Below are 15107 nucleotides of genomic sequence, written 5' to 3'. Positions count from 1 at the left end.
ACGCTTGCCTGGCGGACCGCGGACGAGTTCGTGGCGCGGCTGGAATGGTTCGCCGCGGAGGTCATGCCGCACGCAGAACCGTGTGGCCGGCGTGCGTGCTCGGCGGCCCGTCGCGGGCCGCCGAGCGGCGTACGCAAGCGCCACCCCACCACACGAACACCCCTCCCGCCAACCGAGGCGCACCCCACCCCCTCTTGAAGAGCACGATACCCCTTTCGAGAAACCATCCGACCCCCACCCCCCGAAGAATTAGCGAAAGAAGGCACAACAGAAACACGACGATCCAATGCCAACCCGCAAACGCAAACACACACGCACACGCACGCCTGATACTTCACCCTGATACCATTTTCAGGTGGACGCCGCTCTGGAAATCATATGCCTTCGGCATGCCGAGTCCGAGAATGTCATTGCTGGGGCGGCCGGGGCGTTGCCTGAGGCGCGGCTGACTGAACTCGGGCACGTGCAGGCGGCTGCGGTGGCGCGCACACTGCCGGCGGTCGACCACATTTACACGAGCACGGCTGAGCGCGCGCGGCGGACGGCAGAGGCGATCAGCCGGGTCCAAGGAGCGCCTATCACCAACCTGCCCGAGCTCGCCGAGGTGAGGATCGGCGTCCTGGAAGGCGCGGCGGATCCGGCGGCACGAGCCCGGACTGCGGAGGTGCTGCGGGCCTGGGTCGTGGATGGGAATCTGCACGAGCGGGTCGCCGACGGCGAGACGGGCCGTGCGGTGGTCGGGCGGGTGACGGCGGCGTTCCGGACGATCGCGGCCGCGCACGGTGACGGTGGTGCGGTCGCCGCGATCGGGCATGTGGCCAGCCTTACCGCGGGGTTGAGCGTCCTATGCGGGCTCGGTGCGGCGGTGTGGGGGGCGCCGCTGCCGCATGCCGCTCCGTTCCGCGTCCTTTTCGACGACCGGGGCTGGCGCTGCGAGTCCTGGCCGGGACGCTGATCGCGTTCCAGCCGGGCCGCGATCTGATACTGGCTGGGGCCGCGACCGAGTTCGACCCGTGGCCAGCCCCTTGGGACCGGACTGGCCTCATGCTCGCGGGGTATGCAGCGGAGGGCCGGACTTGACCTGGAGTGCACTCCAGGTCGCAGAGTCTTGGGCAAGTAGCAGCACGAGCACGAGAAGACGAGGGAACCGCCATGCGCATCGGACTTCAGGTGCCCAGCTTCACCTTTCCCGGCGGGCCTGAGCAGATAGGCCCGACGTTCGCCCGCATCGCGAAGGAGGCGGATCAGGGCGGCCTGCACTCGCTCTGGGTGATGGACCACTTCTTCCAGATCAACATGGTGGGTCCGGCGGACGAGCCGATGCTGGAGGGCTACACGGCGCTCGCCTACGCCGCCGCGCTGACGGAGCGGATCACGCTCGGCACGCTGGTCACCGGCGTGACGTACCGGCATCCCGGCATCCTGGTGAAGACCGTGACGACGCTGGACGTCCTGTCCGGCGGGCGGGCCTGGCTCGGCATCGGCGCGGCGTGGAACGAGGAGGAGTCGCGCGGCCTCGGGGTGCGGTTCCCGCCGACGGCGGAGCGGTTCGAGCGGCTGGAGGAGACGCTGCGGATCGCGCACCAGATGTGGGAGGGCGACGAGTCGGCGTTCGAGGGCGAGCACTACCGGCTGGAGCGCCCGCTGAACTCGCCGCCGGCGCTGCGGCGGCCGCATCCGCGGATCCTGATCGGCGGCACGGGCGAGAAGAAGACCCTGCGGTTCGTCGCCAAGTACGCGGACGCCTGCAACCTCTTCGACGGCGACGAGCTGCCGCGGAAGATGGAGGTGCTGCGCGAGCACTGCGAGCGGGAGGGCCGCGACTACGCCGAGATCGAGAAGACGTCGCTGGCGTTCTTCGCCGGGACGCCGTCGGTCGGCGCGGCGGTCGACACGGTCGGGCGCCTCGCGGAGCAGGGCGTGGACCAGGTGATCTTCTCGCAGGGCACGGGCCAGGACCTGACGGGCGTTCTGGCGGAGGCGCTGACGCAGACGGAGAAGATCGTCCCCGCGGGGCGCTGATCCGCGTCCCCCTGGACGACCCGCGCCCCCCGGCCGTCCCGGTGTCCCGCCTCCCGCACCCGCCGGTTTCCGAGCCGGCGGGTGCGGCGCGGGTCAGTCCCGCACCGGTGGCCTGAGCTCCAGCGGGACGCTGAACAGGTTGAGGGCGTTGATCAGCGACACGAGGGCGGCGAGGTCGCCGAGTTCGCGGTCGTCCGGGTAGTGCTTGCGGAGCGTCTCCCAGAGTTCGTCGTCGACGAGCTCGCGGCGGGTGACGGCCTCGGTGTAGGCGAGGGCGGCGCGCTCCGGTTCGGTGTAGAGCGGCGATTCACGCCACACCGTCAGGTGGTGGACGCGTTCCTCGGGTTCGCCGAGCGCCCGGAAGTCCCGGGTGTGGTGGTCGACGCAGAAGGCGCATCCGTTCAGCTGGGAGGCGCGGATCTTGATGAGTTCCTGGGTCGGCCGGGGCAGCGGTCCGTGCTGGATGAGCGCAGCGATCCTCATGTATCCCCGGTAGACCTCGGGGGTGGCCTCCTGGAGGAGCATGCGTGCCATGGTCTTTCTCCCTTCGTCACCAGGGAGACGACGCACCCCGGGGGCGTGTGACAGGAAGTACCGGCCCAATTCAACAGCCCCGGATTGGCTCTTCAGCTGAGCCGATTCGCCGCCCTAGGTTCGGCGGCATGACGGCTACCGGAGACAGGACGGTCAACGGGAAGGCGCGGCTGTTCCGCTCCTACCACGAGGGACTGCTGGTCCTGCCGAACGCGTGGGACGCGGGCAGCGCGGCGATGATCGAGCGGGCCGGGGCGTCCGCGATCGGGACGTCCAGCGCGGCGGTGTCCTGGGCGCTCGGCAGGCCGGACGGCGAGCATCTCGGCCGGGACGCGATGGCGGCGGCGGTCGACCGCATCGTCCGCGCGGTGGACGTTCGGGTCACCGCGGACGTCGAGGGCGGTTACGGTCCCGCTCCGGGGGATGTGGTCGGCGACGGTCGAGGCGGTGGTGGACGCGGGGGCGGCCGGGATCAACCTGGAGGATTCGCCGGGCCCGGCGGGCAGCCCGCTGCACTCCGCCGAGGCGCAGGCGCAGCGGATCGCGGCGGCCCGCGCGACGGCGGCGAGGGCGGGTGCGCGCCCGATCTGGTGGTGAACGCGCGCACCGACGTGTTCTTCCACCAGGTCGACGACCCGGCGGGGCGGCTGGACGAGGTGATCGCGCGGGCGGGCCGGTACGCGGAGGCGGGCGCGGACTGCCTGTTCGTCCCGGCCTGCTGGATCTCGGTTTGCTGCGGACGCTGACCGCCGCGGTCCCGGTCCCGGTCAACGCGGGGTCGTTCTTCGCGGGCGGCCCGACGGTGGCGATGCCGGCGGAGGCGGGCGTCCGGCGGGTCAGCGTGGGGACGGCGCCGGCGGGCGCCGCTTACACGGCGGCGCTGCGGGCCGCCGAGGCGTTCCTGGAGAGCGGCGATCTGGACGCGACCGCCGGCAGCGTCTCGCCGCTCGAGCTGGACGGTGCGATGCGCCGTCCCGCCGCCGGCTGAACGGGAACGGCCGGCTACCAGCCGAGGGCCGAGCGGGCGGCGGCGAGCTTTTCGGGGTTCAGGACGCGGCGGACCGCGACGATCCGCCCGTCCCGGACCTCGAGGGTGTCGACGGCGGCGAGCCGTCCGGCCCGGTTGCGGACGAGCAGCGCGGCCTCCCCGTTCACCTCGGCGGGGACGAGCACGAACCGCTGGCGGACGGCGACCCGCAGCAGCGCGGTGGCGACGCGCCCGGCACCCGAGATGATCTTGCGGGCGGCGAAGACGTGGCCGCCGCCGTCGGTGGTGTAGGTGGCGTCCGGGTCGAGCAGCGCGAGCAGCGCGGCCTCGTCGCGGCGCTCGTAGGCGGCGCGGAACGCGCGCAGCACCCGGTCGCGCTCCGCGGCGCCGGCGGGACGGGCCGGGGACGCCGCGGCGATCTTGCGGCGGGCGCGGGACGCGAGCTGCCGGCACGCGGCGGGCGTCCTGCCGAGCACCTCCGCAACCGCGTCGTAGGGCACGTCGAACGCCTGGTGCAGCACGAACGCGACCCGCTCGGGCGGCGACAGCTCCTCCAGGACGAGCAGCATCGCCGTGCCGACGGTCTCGTCGACGAGCACGGGTTCGGCGGCGTCCGGGCCGGTCAGCAGCGGTTCGGGCAGCCACGGCCCGACGTAGTCGACGCGGCGTGCGTGCGCGGAGCCGAGCACGTCGTAGGCGCGCCGGGCGGCGACGGTGATCAGCCAGGCGCGCAGGTCGCGGACGTCGTCGAGGGATCCGCGGGCGGTGGCGCGCAGCCACACGTCCTGGGCGATGTCCTCGGCGTCGGCGGCGCTGCCGGTGATCCGGTAGGCGACGCCGAACACCGCGGGCCGGTGCAGCGCCCATTCGTCGTCGAGACGCCCCAACTCAGGCGGCCGCCGTGGTGAAGACCCACTTCTTGTACGACCAGTAGCGGAACGCCGAGCCGAGCACGACGCCCGCGAGGAGCCCCAGGTTGTAGGCGATGCCGCCGTGCAGGCCGAGGCTGTAGTAGGTGAAGCCGGTGCACAGGACCTGGATGCCGAGCCCGATGCCGTTCAGCGCGAAAAAGATCGCGAACTCGCGGCCGGAGCCCTCGCTGTCGCGGTGCCGGAACGTCCAGTACCGGTTGAGCAGGTAGGAGCTCAGCGTGGACACGACCGTCGGCACGGCGACGCTGGTCACCGGGCTGCCGCCGAGCCAGGCGCGCATCAGGTTGGCGCCGAAGATCATGATGAGGGTGCCGACGAACCCGACGGCTCCGAAGCTGAGCAGCTCGCGGAGGAACGCCCGGTACGCCGGTGCGGGCGGGACCGTTTTCGCCGGTCTCGACCGCTGCATGGTGCTCACCCGCCCAGACCTTACCTGAACGGTACATATAACGACGTCACAACCCCGTCAAAACGGTCCGCCCCATCCCCCCGCGACGGCCACCCGACGCCGGTCCGGCCCCAGGCGCGGGTCTCAGCGTTCGGCGGTGGCGGCGGCCGGGGCCAGCAGGACGATCAGCCCCGCGAGCCCGGCGGGGACGGCGAGCGCCCACGCGAGCCCGACGCCCTGCGCGACGAATCCGATGACGGGCGGGCCGCCGAGGAGACCGAGGTAGCCGACGCCGGTGACGCGGGAGATCCCGGCGGCGGCCGGGACGCCGGGGACGTTCCCGGCGGCGCTGAAGGTGACGGGCGCCACGACGGCGACGCCGAGCCCGAAGAGCGTGAAACCGGACACGGCGGCCACCGGGTGCGCGAGCGCCAGCCCGAGTGCGAGCCCGGCCGCCGCGATCAGCGAGCCGGTCCGCAGCACGGTGACGGGTCCGAAGCGGGCGACGACGCGGTCGCCGGCGAGCCGGCCGGCGGTCATCGCGATGGCGCATCCGGCGTAGCCGAGGCCGGCGGTTCCGGGTCCGGTGCCGAGTCTTTCCCGCAGGTAGATGGCGCTCCAGTCGGCCATGGCGCCCTCGCCGACGAACGAGCAGAGCCCGATCACCCCGAGCATGATCAGCGGCCATCGGGCGGCGCGGGCGGCCTCGGCTCCCGGCCTCCCGGCCCGTTCCCGCCCGGACGCCGATCCCTCCGCGCCCACCGATCCCACCGCGTCCGGCGCGTCCGGTGGTCGGGAGGCGTCGTCGAGGGCGGCGCTCGCCGGTTCCGAAGGCGTGTCGATGGAACGATCCAAGAGGTCGCGGCAGCCGACCGCCAGCAGCAGCACCAGCACCGCCGCCGCGACCGTCAGGTGCACCTCGACCGGGACGCCCGCGTGGGCCGCCGCGGACCCGGCCAGCGCCGACAGCAGCGTCCCGATGCTGTACGCCCCGTGCAGGCCGGACATCAGCGGGCGCCCGTAGCCGCGCTCGACGGCGACGCCCTGGGCGTTCATCGCCACGTCCATCAGGCCGAGCGAGCCGCCCATCAGCACCAGGGAGCAGATCAGCGACCCGAGGTTCCACGACAGCCCCAGCGGGACGAGCGACAGCGCGCCCGCGGTCCCGGCGGCGATCGTCGTGGCGCGGCTGCCCCACCGGTGCACGATCAGGCCGGCGAACCGGACCGCGGCGACCACCCCGATCGGCGCGCCGAGCAGCGCGACGCCCATCGTGCCCGCGCTCAGCCCGAGATGCTCCTTGATCTGCGGGATGCGCGCCACCCACGCCGCGCCGAGCAGCCCGTGCGCCACGAACGCCGCCGTCACCGCCAGGCGCGCCCGCACCGGCGCCGCGATCTCGTCCGTCACCACCCGGCCGACTGTACGTGCCTTACACCTCGGCTCGATACGGCCGTCCGGTGACAAGATCGAGATGAGGCTCAGGCAAGAACTCAGCCCAGGAGGGCGGCGAGCGGGACCGCCGGATCGGCCAGCCGGGCCTCGTCGACGGGGCGCCCGGCGCGGATCAGCGCCTGCACGTCCCCGGTCACGTCCCACACGTTGACGTTCATCCCGCCGACGACCCGGCCCTCGTTCAGCCAGAACGCGATGAACTCGCGGGCGGCGACGTCGCCGCGGTAGACGACCTTGTCGTACTCCCCCGGCGCGGCGACGCCCGACATCTCCATGCCGAGGTCGTACTGGTCGCTGAAGAAGTACGGGACGCGGTCGTACACGACGTCCCGGCCGAGCATGGCGCGCGCGGCGGCGGGCCCGCCGTTCAGCGCGTTCGCCCAGTGCTCGACGCGGATCCGGCGGCCGAGCAGCGGGTTGTAGGCGTTCGCTACGTCGCCCGCAGCGTAGATGTCGGGGTCGGAGGTGCGCAGCGACTGGTCGACGAGGATCCCGTCGGAGACCTCCAGGCCCGCCTTCTCGGCGAGCGCCGTGTTCGGCCGGACGCCGATGCCGACGACGACCACGTCCGCGGGGACCTCGGCGCCGCCGGAGGTGACGACGGCCGACACCTGCCCGGCGCCCCAGAACCCGGCGACGCCCTGGTCGAGGCGCACGTCGACGCCGTGCGCGTGGTGCAGGTCGGCGAACAGGCGGCCGAGCTCGGGGCCGAGCGCGGCGTGCAGCGGCGTCGGTTCCGGCTCGATGAGCGTGACGTCGTTGCCGTACGCGCGGGCGGCGGCGGCCGCCTCCAGCCCGATCCATCCGGCGCCGGCGACGACGACGCGCCGGCCGCCGTGCGCGAGCGCCTGCTTCAGCGCCGCCGAGTCGGCCATGGTCCGCAGGTAGTGGATGCCCTGGAGCTTGGAGCCGGGGACCTCCAGGCGGCGCGGCGACGCGCCCGTCGCCAGCAGCAGCCTGGTGTAGCGGATCGGCTCCTTGGTCGACAGCCGCACCTCGTGGGCCGCCCGGTCGATCGCCGTGACCGAGACGCCGGTGCGCAGTTCCACGTCGTGCTTGTCGTACCAGTCCGCCTCGTGCACGTGCGCCTTGTCGCGCGGCTCCTTGTCGAGCAGGAACCCCTTGGACAGCGGCGGCCGCTCGTACGGTCGCTCGATCTCCTCGCCGATCAACAGCACGCGGCCCGCGAAGCCCTCCTCGCGGAGCGCCTCCGCCGCCTTCGCCCCGGCAAGGCCGGCACCGACGATGACGAACGTCTCCTCGGGCATGGCGACCTCCTGTAGTTGGCTTGTAGCTATCCCTACAGCGGCCTCCGTAACGAGACAAGGGCCATTGTTCGGCGCGTCGGGGCGGAATGCACGCACCCGGGCCTCGCAAGGCCGAGACCGCCACGGGCGGGAACAGCGCCGGCGGGGCTACTGCGGCCGGCCGCCGAGGAGGCGGTGGCGGGCGATCGCCGACAGGTCGGTGAGCGAGGCGATCTGGTCGACGACGGCGCGCAGCCGGGCCGCGTCGTCCTCGGCGTCCGTGAACGCCTCGCGGAACCCCGGGTCCAGGGACGCGGGCGCGCCGGCGAGCATCATCTCGGCCAGCTCGGTGATCAGCGTGCGCTGGCGCGCCCTGACCTCCTCGTGGCTGATCCACACGTAGTGCGCGGTGATGCCCTTGAGCAGCGCGTTCTCCAGCCGCTGCGGGCGCGGGACGATCAGCTCGGCGGCGTACCGGGTGAGCGGCCGGTCGCCGTGGGCGGCGCGGGTGGCGGCCTCGGCGGCCAGGCAGAACCGGCCGATCAGCGTGCTGGTGAGGTTCTTGAGGGCGGCGAGGCTGCGCGGCGTGCCGTCGTAGCGGTCGGGCCAGTACGGCTCGGCGAGCAGCGCGGCGAACCGCTCCTCCAGCTCGTCCAGGCCGGCGTCGGCGCAGTACAGCTTGGCGGCGGTGGCGGCGACGAGCCGCCGCTCGGCCGGGTCGGCGAGCCGCGCGAAGTCGACGTGCCCGGCGACGAGCGCGTCCTCCAGGTCGTGGACGGAGTAGGCGACGTCGTCGCTCCAGTCCATCACCTGGGCCTCGAAGCAGGTCCGGCCGTCGGGGGCGTCCTCGCGGACCCAGCGGGCGACGTCCACGTCGTCGGCGTAGACGCCGAACTTGCCGTTGACGGCGTCCTCCTGCGTCCACGGGTACTTCATCGCCGCGTCGAGGGCGGCCCGGGTCAGGTTGAGGCCGACGCTGCGGCCGTACAGGGGCGGGCCGTCCGGCGCGAACGACTTCGGCTCGAGCCGGGTCAGCACGCGCAGGCTCTGCGCGTTGCCCTCGAAGCCGCCGCAGTCGCGGGCGACGACGTCCAGCGCGGACTCGCCGTTGTGGCCGAACGGCGGGTGCCCGATGTCGTGCGACAGGCACGCCGCCTCGACCAGGTCGGGGTCGCAGCCGAGGGACTTGCCGAGCTCGCGGCCGACCTGCGCGCACTCCAGCGAGTGGGTGAGCCGGGTGCGCAGGCTCTGCACGGTGTCGGCGGCGGCGTCCGCGCCCGGCGAGGCGACCTGCGTCTTGGCGGCGAGGCGGCGGAGCGCGGCGCTGTGCAGCACGCGGGCCCGGTCGCGTTCGAACGCCGTGCGGTCGCGGCGCTTGGGAGGCTCGGGCGCCCAGCGCTGCTTGTCGGTGCCGGAGTATCCGGACCTCTCCGAGCGTCCGGTGCGTGACGGGTTCTGGGTCATGTCCTTCCAGAGTAAGCGGGCAAAGGCAGAGTAAGCGGAGCCGCCGGTGAACCGGCGGCGCCGGGCCTGGCTCAGCGGGTCGGCGCACCACCCGGAGTCGCGCCGGAGGTCGCACCGGGCGTCGCGCCGGGCGACGTTCCGGGCGACACGGTCGCGGTCGGATCGCCGTGGATGATCTTGATGGTCTCGCTCGGCGTCTTGACGCTCTTGCCGAGCAGCACGTACGACAGATACCCGCCGGTCTCCCGGACGATGTAGTGGAACTGGGTGTCGCGGGTCTGCACGCTCGGGCCGCTGTGGGTCGGCGACGCGGCGGCCTTGATCCCGCTGTCTTCGGCCATCCGCTTGGAGCGCAGCGCGTGCCACGGGTCGGTGACGATCACCCCGGACGTCCAGTGCCGCGCCTTGTAGGCCGTGCCGACCGCCTTCATGCTCTGCAGCGTGTCCCGGCCGGCCGGCACCGCGACGACCTTGGACGCGGGCACGCCGCCCTTCTCGATCAGCCAGCGGCGCCCGGACTCGGCCTCGGTGTAGTTGTCGCCCGGCGCCTTGCCGCCGACGGTGACGATCGCGGGCGCGACCTTGTCGCGGTACAGGTCGAGGGCGTGCTGCAGGCGCCACCGCAGCGTCGGGGACGGCACCCCGTTGTACTGCGCGGCGCCGAGCACGATGATCGCGTCGGAGCGGGGGCGCTCGTCCTGGCGGGCCTGGTACCAGACGCGCGCGCCGACGGTCAGCGGGGTCAGCACCACGATGGCGACGAGCGCGCACAGAACGGTCACCGGGATCGTGAGCCAGAGCGGCTTGCGGCGCCGCCCGCGTCCCTTGCGGCCGCGCGGGCTGTCCTCGCCGTCCTCCGGCTCGTCCGGGTCGTGGTCCGGCAACTCGACTTCCAACGTCATCGCTCTGGACACGTTAATGAGATGGTCCGGCGAGCGCTGGAGGTTCGCAGGTCCGGCGTGTTGCGCGCCCCACATTTCCCGGTTCCGGACGCCCGGTTCCGGGAGGCTCGGAGTTCAGGGATGCCCGTTTCCGGGCGGCCGGCCGCGCGGGGACGGCCGCCCGGAGCGGGATCAGCGGCTGTCGCTGCCTCCGGCACCGGCCGCCTCGATCGCGGCGCGGCCCGCTTCGAGCCGCGCCACCGGTACCCGGAACGGCGAGCAGGACACGTAGTCGAGCCCGACCTCGTGGCAGAAGTGCACCGAGTCGGGGTCGCCGCCGTGCTCGCCGCAGATCCCCAGCTTGATCCCCGGGCGGGCGCGGCGGCCCTCCTCGGCGGCGATCCGGACGAGCCGCCCGACGCCCTCCCGATCGAGGGTCTCGAACGGCGACACCCCGAAGATCCCGAGCTCGAGGTAGCGGGAGAAGAACGCCGCCTCGACGTCGTCGCGGGAGAAGCCCCACGTCGTCTGGGTGAGGTCGTTGGTGCCGAAGGAGAAGAACTCGGCGGCCTCGGCGATCTGCCCGGCGGTCAGCGCCGCCCGCGGCAGCTCGATCATGGTGCCGACCAGTGCCGGGACGTCCACGCCGGTGGACTCCTTCACCCCGTCGAGGATGGCGCGCGCCTCGTCGCGGACGGCCTCCAGCTCCTGCACCGCGCCGACGAGCGGGATCATGATCTCCGGGCGCGGGTCGCCGCCGGCGGCCTTGCGGGCGGCGGCGGCCTCGGCGATCGCGCGCACCTGCATGCCGAAAAGCCCCGGAATCACCAAACCGAGCCGCACGCCGCGCAGCCCCAACATAGGGTTCTGCTCGTGCAGTCGGGTGACTGCCTCGAGCAGTCTCCGGTCCTTGGGGTCGGCGCCCTCGCCGGCGAGGGCCACCCTGACCGACAGCTCGGTGAGGTCGGGGAGGAACTCGTGCAGCGGCGGGTCGATGAGCCGGATCGTGACCGGCAGCCCGTCCATGGCCGCGAAGATGCCCTCGAAGTCCTGCTTCTGCAGCGGCTCCAGGGCGTCCAGCGCCGCCTGCCGCTCCGCGTCGCCCTCGGCGAGGATCAGCTGCTCGACGAGCTGCCGCCGGTCGCCGAGGAACATGTGCTCGGTGCGGCACAGGCCGATGCCCTCGGCGCCGAACCGGCGGGCCCGCGCCGCGTCCTCGGGGTTGTCTGCGTTGGCGCGCACCGCCATCGCCGCCCTGGCGTCGGCGTGCGCCATGACGCGGTCCACCGCGGTGACCAGCTCGTCGCCGTCGGCGGCGGACAGCTCGCCCTCGAAGTACCGGACGACCGGGGAGTCCTCGACCGGGACCTCGCCGAGGTAGACGTCGCCGGACGTCCCGTCGATCGAGACGACGTCGCCCTCGCGCACGGTGACGCCGCCGGGCGCGGTGAACGTCCCGGCCTTGACGTCGACGTCCAGCTCCTCGGCGCCGCACACGCACGTCTTGCCCATGCCGCGGGCGACGACGGCGGCGTGCGAGGTCTTGCCGCCGCGGGAGGTCAGCACGCCCTTGGCGGCGACCATGCCGGACAGGTCGTCGGGGTTGGTCTCGCGGCGGACGAGGATCACGTCCTCGCCCGCCTCGGCCAGCTCGACGGCCCGCTCGGAGGTGAACACCGCCTTGCCGACGGCGGCGCCGGGCGAGGCGTTCATCCCCTTGGTGATCTTCTTGACACCGTCCACCCTGCTGGCGAACCGGGGGAACATCAGCTGCGCGAGCTGGTCGCCGGTGACCCGGCGGGCCGCCTCGTCGGCGTCGATGAGCCCCTGGTCGAGCAGCTGGCAGGCGATCCGGAACGCGGCGGCGGCGGTCCGCTTGCCGACCCGGGTCTGCAGCATCCACAGCTTCCCGCGCTCGATCGTGAACTCGATGTCGCACATGTCGCGGTAGTGGTTCTCGAGCGTCTCCATGATCTCGAGAAGCCGGTCGTAGGACGCCTTGTCGATGCGTTCCAGCTCCGTCAGCGGGACGGTGTTGCGGATGCCGGCGACGACGTCCTCGCCCTGCGCGTTCTGCAGGTAGTCGCCGTAAATGCCCTGGTGCCCGGACGCGGGGTCGCGGGTGAAGGCGACGCCCGTCCCCGAGTCCATCCCCATGTTGCCGAAGACCATCGAGCAGATGTTGACGGCGGTGCCGAGGTCGACGGGGATGCGCTCCTGGCGGCGGTACAGGATCGCGCGGGGCGCGTTCCAGGACTCGAACACCGCCTCGGTGGCGAGGTCCATCTGCTCGCGCGGGTCGGTCGGGAAGTCCCGTCCGGCCTGCTCGCGGACGATCGTCTTGAACCGGTCGACGAGCTCCTTGAAGTCGTCGGCGGTGAGGTCCACGTCGTCGTCGGTGCCGCGGGCCCGCTTGACGTCCTCGACGGCGTCCTCGAACAGGTCGCCGTCCACGTCCAGGACCGTCTTGCCGAACATCTGGATCAGCCGGCGGTAGGAGTCCCACGCGAACCGCTCGTCGCCCGCCTGCCGGGCGAGGCCGTGCACCGACTCGTCGTTGAGGCCGACGTTCAGCACGGTCTCCATCATCCCGGGCATGCTGAACTTGGCCCCCGAGCGCACGCTGACCAGCAGCGGGTCGTCCGGCTGGCCGAGCCGCTTGCCCATCGCCTTCTCCAGGGCGGCGAGGTGGGCGTTCACCTCCTCCGCCAGCCCGTCGGGCAGGGTCCCGTGCTCAAGGTAATGCCGGCAGGCCTCCGCGGTGATCGTGAACCCGGGAGGCACGGGCAGGCCGAGATTGGTCATCTCGGCCAGGTTGGCGCCCTTGCCGCCCAGCAGATCCTTGAGGTCCTTGTTTCCCTCGGTGAAGTCGTACACGAACTTCGGCACGGGGAGCTCCTTCTCGCTCCGGTTCCACCCAGTGGCAGTGCCGGACCCTCGCGCCGGGGAGGCCGCGCCGTCGCGTTCTCCCAGGCGGCGGCGGGGCCGCTGCCCTGTTTGCCGGGACTGTACCCGCGCCTGACCCGGTCTCCCGGCACCCCGTTCCCGGAGCAGCGTTATCGCAGCTCAGGGGCCCTTTAATGGTCTATTCCAAGTGGTCTGAACCACTGCTTGGAAGGCAACGCCGCCCATGAGGCCGCACACCGCGCGCCCGGCGCCGGGGAAACACCCCGCGCTCCTGGCGCACCCATTGCTCTGGAGAGGGAATGATGGATCAAGGAGGTGAGGCTGTGAGGCCGAAGGTCGCCGGCGGCCGGGCGGGAGACCCGTTCGCCCCGATCGCCGATTTCGGGTTCCTGTCCGACTGCGAGACGACCGCGCTCGTCGCGCCCAGCGGGAACATCGAGTGGATGTGCCTGCCGAAGATGGACTCGCCGAGCGTGTTCGGGTCCATCCTGGACCGGGACGCCGGATACTTCCGGGTCGGCCCCGCGGGCGTGGAGGTGCCCGCCGCGCAGCGCTACATCCCCGGCACCATGGTCATGGAGACGACCTGGTGGGTGCACGGGGGCTGGCTGGTGGTCACCGACGCCCTGCTGATGGGGCCGTGGCACCACGAGACGGAACGCTCCCACACGCACCGCCGCGCTCCCACCGACTACGACGCCGACCACGTCCTGCTGCGGATGGTGCGGTGCGTGAACGGCCAGGTCCAGGCCCGGCTCGACTGCATGCCGGTGTTCGACTACGGCCAGACCCCGGCCCGCTGGGAGCACACCGGCGCCGGGTACCACGAGGCCGTCGCGCGCGGGAACGGCGTCGGCCTGCGGCTGACCACCGACATGAACGTCGGGTTCGAGGGGTCCCTCGCCACGGCCCGGACGCTGCTGAAGCAGGGCGAGTCCCGGTTCGTCGCGCTGTCGTGGAGCGAGCACGCCGCGCCGGCGTCGTGGGAGGAGGCGCAGGAGCGGCTCGTCTGGACCGTCCACCACTGGCAGCACTGGCTGGACCGCGGCCGGTTCCCCGACCACCCGTGGCGCAGCCACCTGCAGCGCAGCGCGCTCACCCTGAAGGGGCTGACGTTCGCGCCGTCCGGCGCGGTCGCGGCCGCGGCGACGACGTCGCTGCCGGAGACGCCGGGCGGCGACCGGAACTGGGACTACCGCTACACCTGGATCCGCGACTCCACCATGGCGCTGTGGGCCTTCTACACCCTCGGCTACGACTGGGAGGCCAACGACTTCTTCTACTTCATCACCGACGTCGCCGAGGCCGCCGAGGGCAAGCTGCAGATCATGTACGGGCTGGACGGCCGGGAGGAGCTGCCCGAGTCCACGCTCGAGCACCTGACCGGCTACGACAACGCCCGCCCGGTGCGCATCGGCAACGAGGCGTACATGCAGGCCCAGCACGACGTGTGGGGCGCGATCATCGGGTCGATCTACCTGTTCGTGCGCAAGCGCGACCGGCTCGACGACCGGCTCTGGAAGATCGTCGTCAAGCAGGTGGAGGACGCGCTCGCCAACTGGCGCACCCCCGACTGCGGGATGTGGGAGGTGCGCGGCGAGCCGCAGCACTTCACCTCCTCGAAGGTGTTCTGCTGGGTCGCGGCCGACCGCGGCGCGCGGCTCGCCCGGATCCGCGGCGACCAGGAGCGGGCGCGCCGCTGGCAGGCCGCCGCCGACGAGATCCACGCGGACGTGCTGGCGAACGCCCTCGACGAGCGGGGCGTGTTCACCGCGCACTACGGCGCGGACGCGCTGGACGCGTCGGCGCTGCTGATCCCGCTGCTGGGGTTCCTGCCGGCCGACGACAAGCGGGTCCGGGAGACCGTCCTCGCCATCGCCGACGAGCTGTCGGAGGACGACCTCGTCCTGCGGTACCGGGCGGCCGAGACCGACGACGGCTTCGAGTCGGAGGAGGGCACCTTCACGATCTGCTCGTTCTGGCTGGTCAGCACCCTGGTGATGATCGGTGAGCTGGACCGGGCGCGGGCGCTGTGCGAGAAGCTGCTGTCGTACGCGAGCCCGCTGCAGCTGTACGCCGAGGAGATCGACCCGCACACCGGGCGGCATCTCGGCAACTTCCCGCAGGCGTTCACCCACCTCGCGCTGATCAACGCGGTGATGCAGGTGATCAACGCGGAGCGCGCCCAGGAGCAGCCGCCGCTGGCCTGAGAGCCGGCGGGGGGGGGGGGGGGGGGGGGCGCCCCCCCCCCCCCCCCGGGGACCCCCCCCCCCCCCCCGCCCGCCACCG

Annotated in this window: 13 protein-coding genes; 5 read left to right on the top strand and 8 right to left on the bottom strand. The window is 72.7% G+C overall.

Features of this window, described 5'->3' with window-relative positions; all coding sequences use genetic code 11:
- Positions 1-355 precede the first annotated feature (355 nt).
- Both F8568_RS44590 and F8568_RS44585 read left to right on the top strand, forming a co-directional pair.
- Positions 356-955, top strand: coding sequence for a histidine phosphatase family protein (locus F8568_RS44590; RefSeq protein ID WP_202126093.1), 600 nt, complete (start codon positions 356-358; stop codon positions 953-955).
- Positions 956-1152: 197 nt separating this feature from the next.
- The gene (locus tag F8568_RS44585; RefSeq protein ID WP_151600204.1) at positions 1153-2022 is read left to right on the top strand and encodes an LLM class F420-dependent oxidoreductase; all 870 of its coding nucleotides are present in this window, start codon (positions 1153-1155) and stop codon (positions 2020-2022) included.
- A gap of 93 nt (positions 2023-2115) precedes the next feature.
- On the opposite strand, the gene F8568_RS44580 is transcribed toward F8568_RS44585, so the two are convergent.
- The gene (locus tag F8568_RS44580; RefSeq protein ID WP_151600203.1) at positions 2116-2556 is read right to left on the bottom strand and encodes a carboxymuconolactone decarboxylase family protein; all 441 of its coding nucleotides are present in this window, start codon (positions 2554-2556) and stop codon (positions 2116-2118) included.
- A gap of 128 nt (positions 2557-2684) precedes the next feature.
- Between F8568_RS44580 and F8568_RS51490 the strand changes: the two genes are divergently transcribed.
- A complete protein-coding gene (locus F8568_RS51490) occupies positions 2685-3302 on the top strand; it encodes an isocitrate lyase/phosphoenolpyruvate mutase family protein (RefSeq protein ID WP_202126092.1) in 618 nt (205 codons plus the stop codon).
- Entirely contained in the window at positions 3287-3544 is a 258-nt protein-coding gene (locus tag F8568_RS47450) for a hypothetical protein (RefSeq protein ID WP_202126091.1), read from the top strand. Before F8568_RS51490 ends, F8568_RS47450 begins: the two co-directional genes overlap by 16 nt.
- A gap of 14 nt (positions 3545-3558) precedes the next feature.
- On the opposite strand, the gene sigJ is transcribed toward F8568_RS47450, so the two are convergent.
- The 7 genes from sigJ to ppdK all read right to left on the bottom strand — a co-directional run bounded on the left by sigJ (position 3559) and on the right by ppdK (position 12800).
- A complete protein-coding gene (gene sigJ, locus F8568_RS44570) occupies positions 3559-4431 on the bottom strand; it encodes an RNA polymerase sigma factor SigJ (RefSeq protein WP_151600202.1) in 873 nt (290 codons plus the stop codon).
- Position 4432: 1 nt separating this feature from the next.
- The gene (locus F8568_RS44565) at positions 4433-4885 is read right to left on the bottom strand and encodes a GtrA family protein (RefSeq protein ID WP_202126098.1); all 453 of its coding nucleotides are present in this window, start codon (positions 4883-4885) and stop codon (positions 4433-4435) included.
- Between the two features lie 123 nt (positions 4886-5008).
- Positions 5009-6277: an MFS transporter gene (locus F8568_RS44560; RefSeq protein WP_151600200.1), complete on the bottom strand. Its 1269-nt coding sequence runs from the start codon at positions 6275-6277 to the stop codon at positions 5009-5011.
- Positions 6278-6357: 80 nt separating this feature from the next.
- Positions 6358-7587: an NAD(P)/FAD-dependent oxidoreductase gene (locus tag F8568_RS44555; RefSeq protein WP_151600199.1), complete on the bottom strand. Its 1230-nt coding sequence runs from the start codon at positions 7585-7587 to the stop codon at positions 6358-6360.
- A 147-nt stretch (positions 7588-7734) separates the two neighbouring features.
- Entirely contained in the window at positions 7735-9030 is a 1296-nt protein-coding gene (locus tag F8568_RS44550) for a deoxyguanosinetriphosphate triphosphohydrolase (protein WP_151600198.1), read from the bottom strand.
- A gap of 71 nt (positions 9031-9101) precedes the next feature.
- A complete protein-coding gene (locus tag F8568_RS44545; RefSeq protein WP_151600197.1) occupies positions 9102-9932 on the bottom strand; it encodes a YdcF family protein in 831 nt (276 codons plus the stop codon).
- A 171-nt stretch (positions 9933-10103) separates the two neighbouring features.
- Positions 10104-12800: a pyruvate, phosphate dikinase gene (ppdK, locus tag F8568_RS44540; RefSeq protein ID WP_151600196.1), complete on the bottom strand. Its 2697-nt coding sequence runs from the start codon at positions 12798-12800 to the stop codon at positions 10104-10106.
- A gap of 341 nt (positions 12801-13141) precedes the next feature.
- Here ppdK and F8568_RS44535 point away from each other — a divergent pair, with 341 nt between their 5' ends.
- Positions 13142-15028: a glycoside hydrolase family 15 protein gene (locus F8568_RS44535; protein WP_328601314.1), complete on the top strand. Its 1887-nt coding sequence runs from the start codon at positions 13142-13144 to the stop codon at positions 15026-15028.
- Positions 15029-15107: the final 79 nt, after the last annotated feature.

This window comes from Actinomadura physcomitrii (assembly GCF_008923205.2).
In the GTDB taxonomy this organism is placed as follows: Bacteria; Actinomycetota; Actinomycetes; order Streptosporangiales; family Streptosporangiaceae; genus Spirillospora; species Spirillospora physcomitrii.
This window is presented reverse-complemented; position numbering and strand designations above follow the sequence as displayed.

Bases quoted from the DNA above. Each gene is read 5' to 3' on its own strand.
- F8568_RS44585 (WP_151600204.1), top strand. From the start codon at position 1,153: ATGCGCATCGGACTTCAGGTGCCCAGCTTCACCTTTCCCGGCGGGCCT.
- F8568_RS44580 (WP_151600203.1), bottom strand. From the start codon at position 2,556: ATGGCACGCATGCTCCTCCAGGAGGCCACCCCCGAGGTCTACCGGGGA.
- F8568_RS51490 (WP_202126092.1), top strand. From the start codon at position 2,685: ATGACGGCTACCGGAGACAGGACGGTCAACGGGAAGGCGCGGCTGTTC.
- F8568_RS44565 (WP_202126098.1), bottom strand. From the start codon at position 4,885: ATGCAGCGGTCGAGACCGGCGAAAACGGTCCCGCCCGCACCGGCGTAC.
- F8568_RS44555 (WP_151600199.1), bottom strand. From the start codon at position 7,587: ATGCCCGAGGAGACGTTCGTCATCGTCGGTGCCGGCCTTGCCGGGGCG.
- F8568_RS44550 (WP_151600198.1), bottom strand. From the start codon at position 9,030: ATGACCCAGAACCCGTCACGCACCGGACGCTCGGAGAGGTCCGGATAC.
- F8568_RS44545 (WP_151600197.1), bottom strand. From the start codon at position 9,932: ATGACGTTGGAAGTCGAGTTGCCGGACCACGACCCGGACGAGCCGGAG.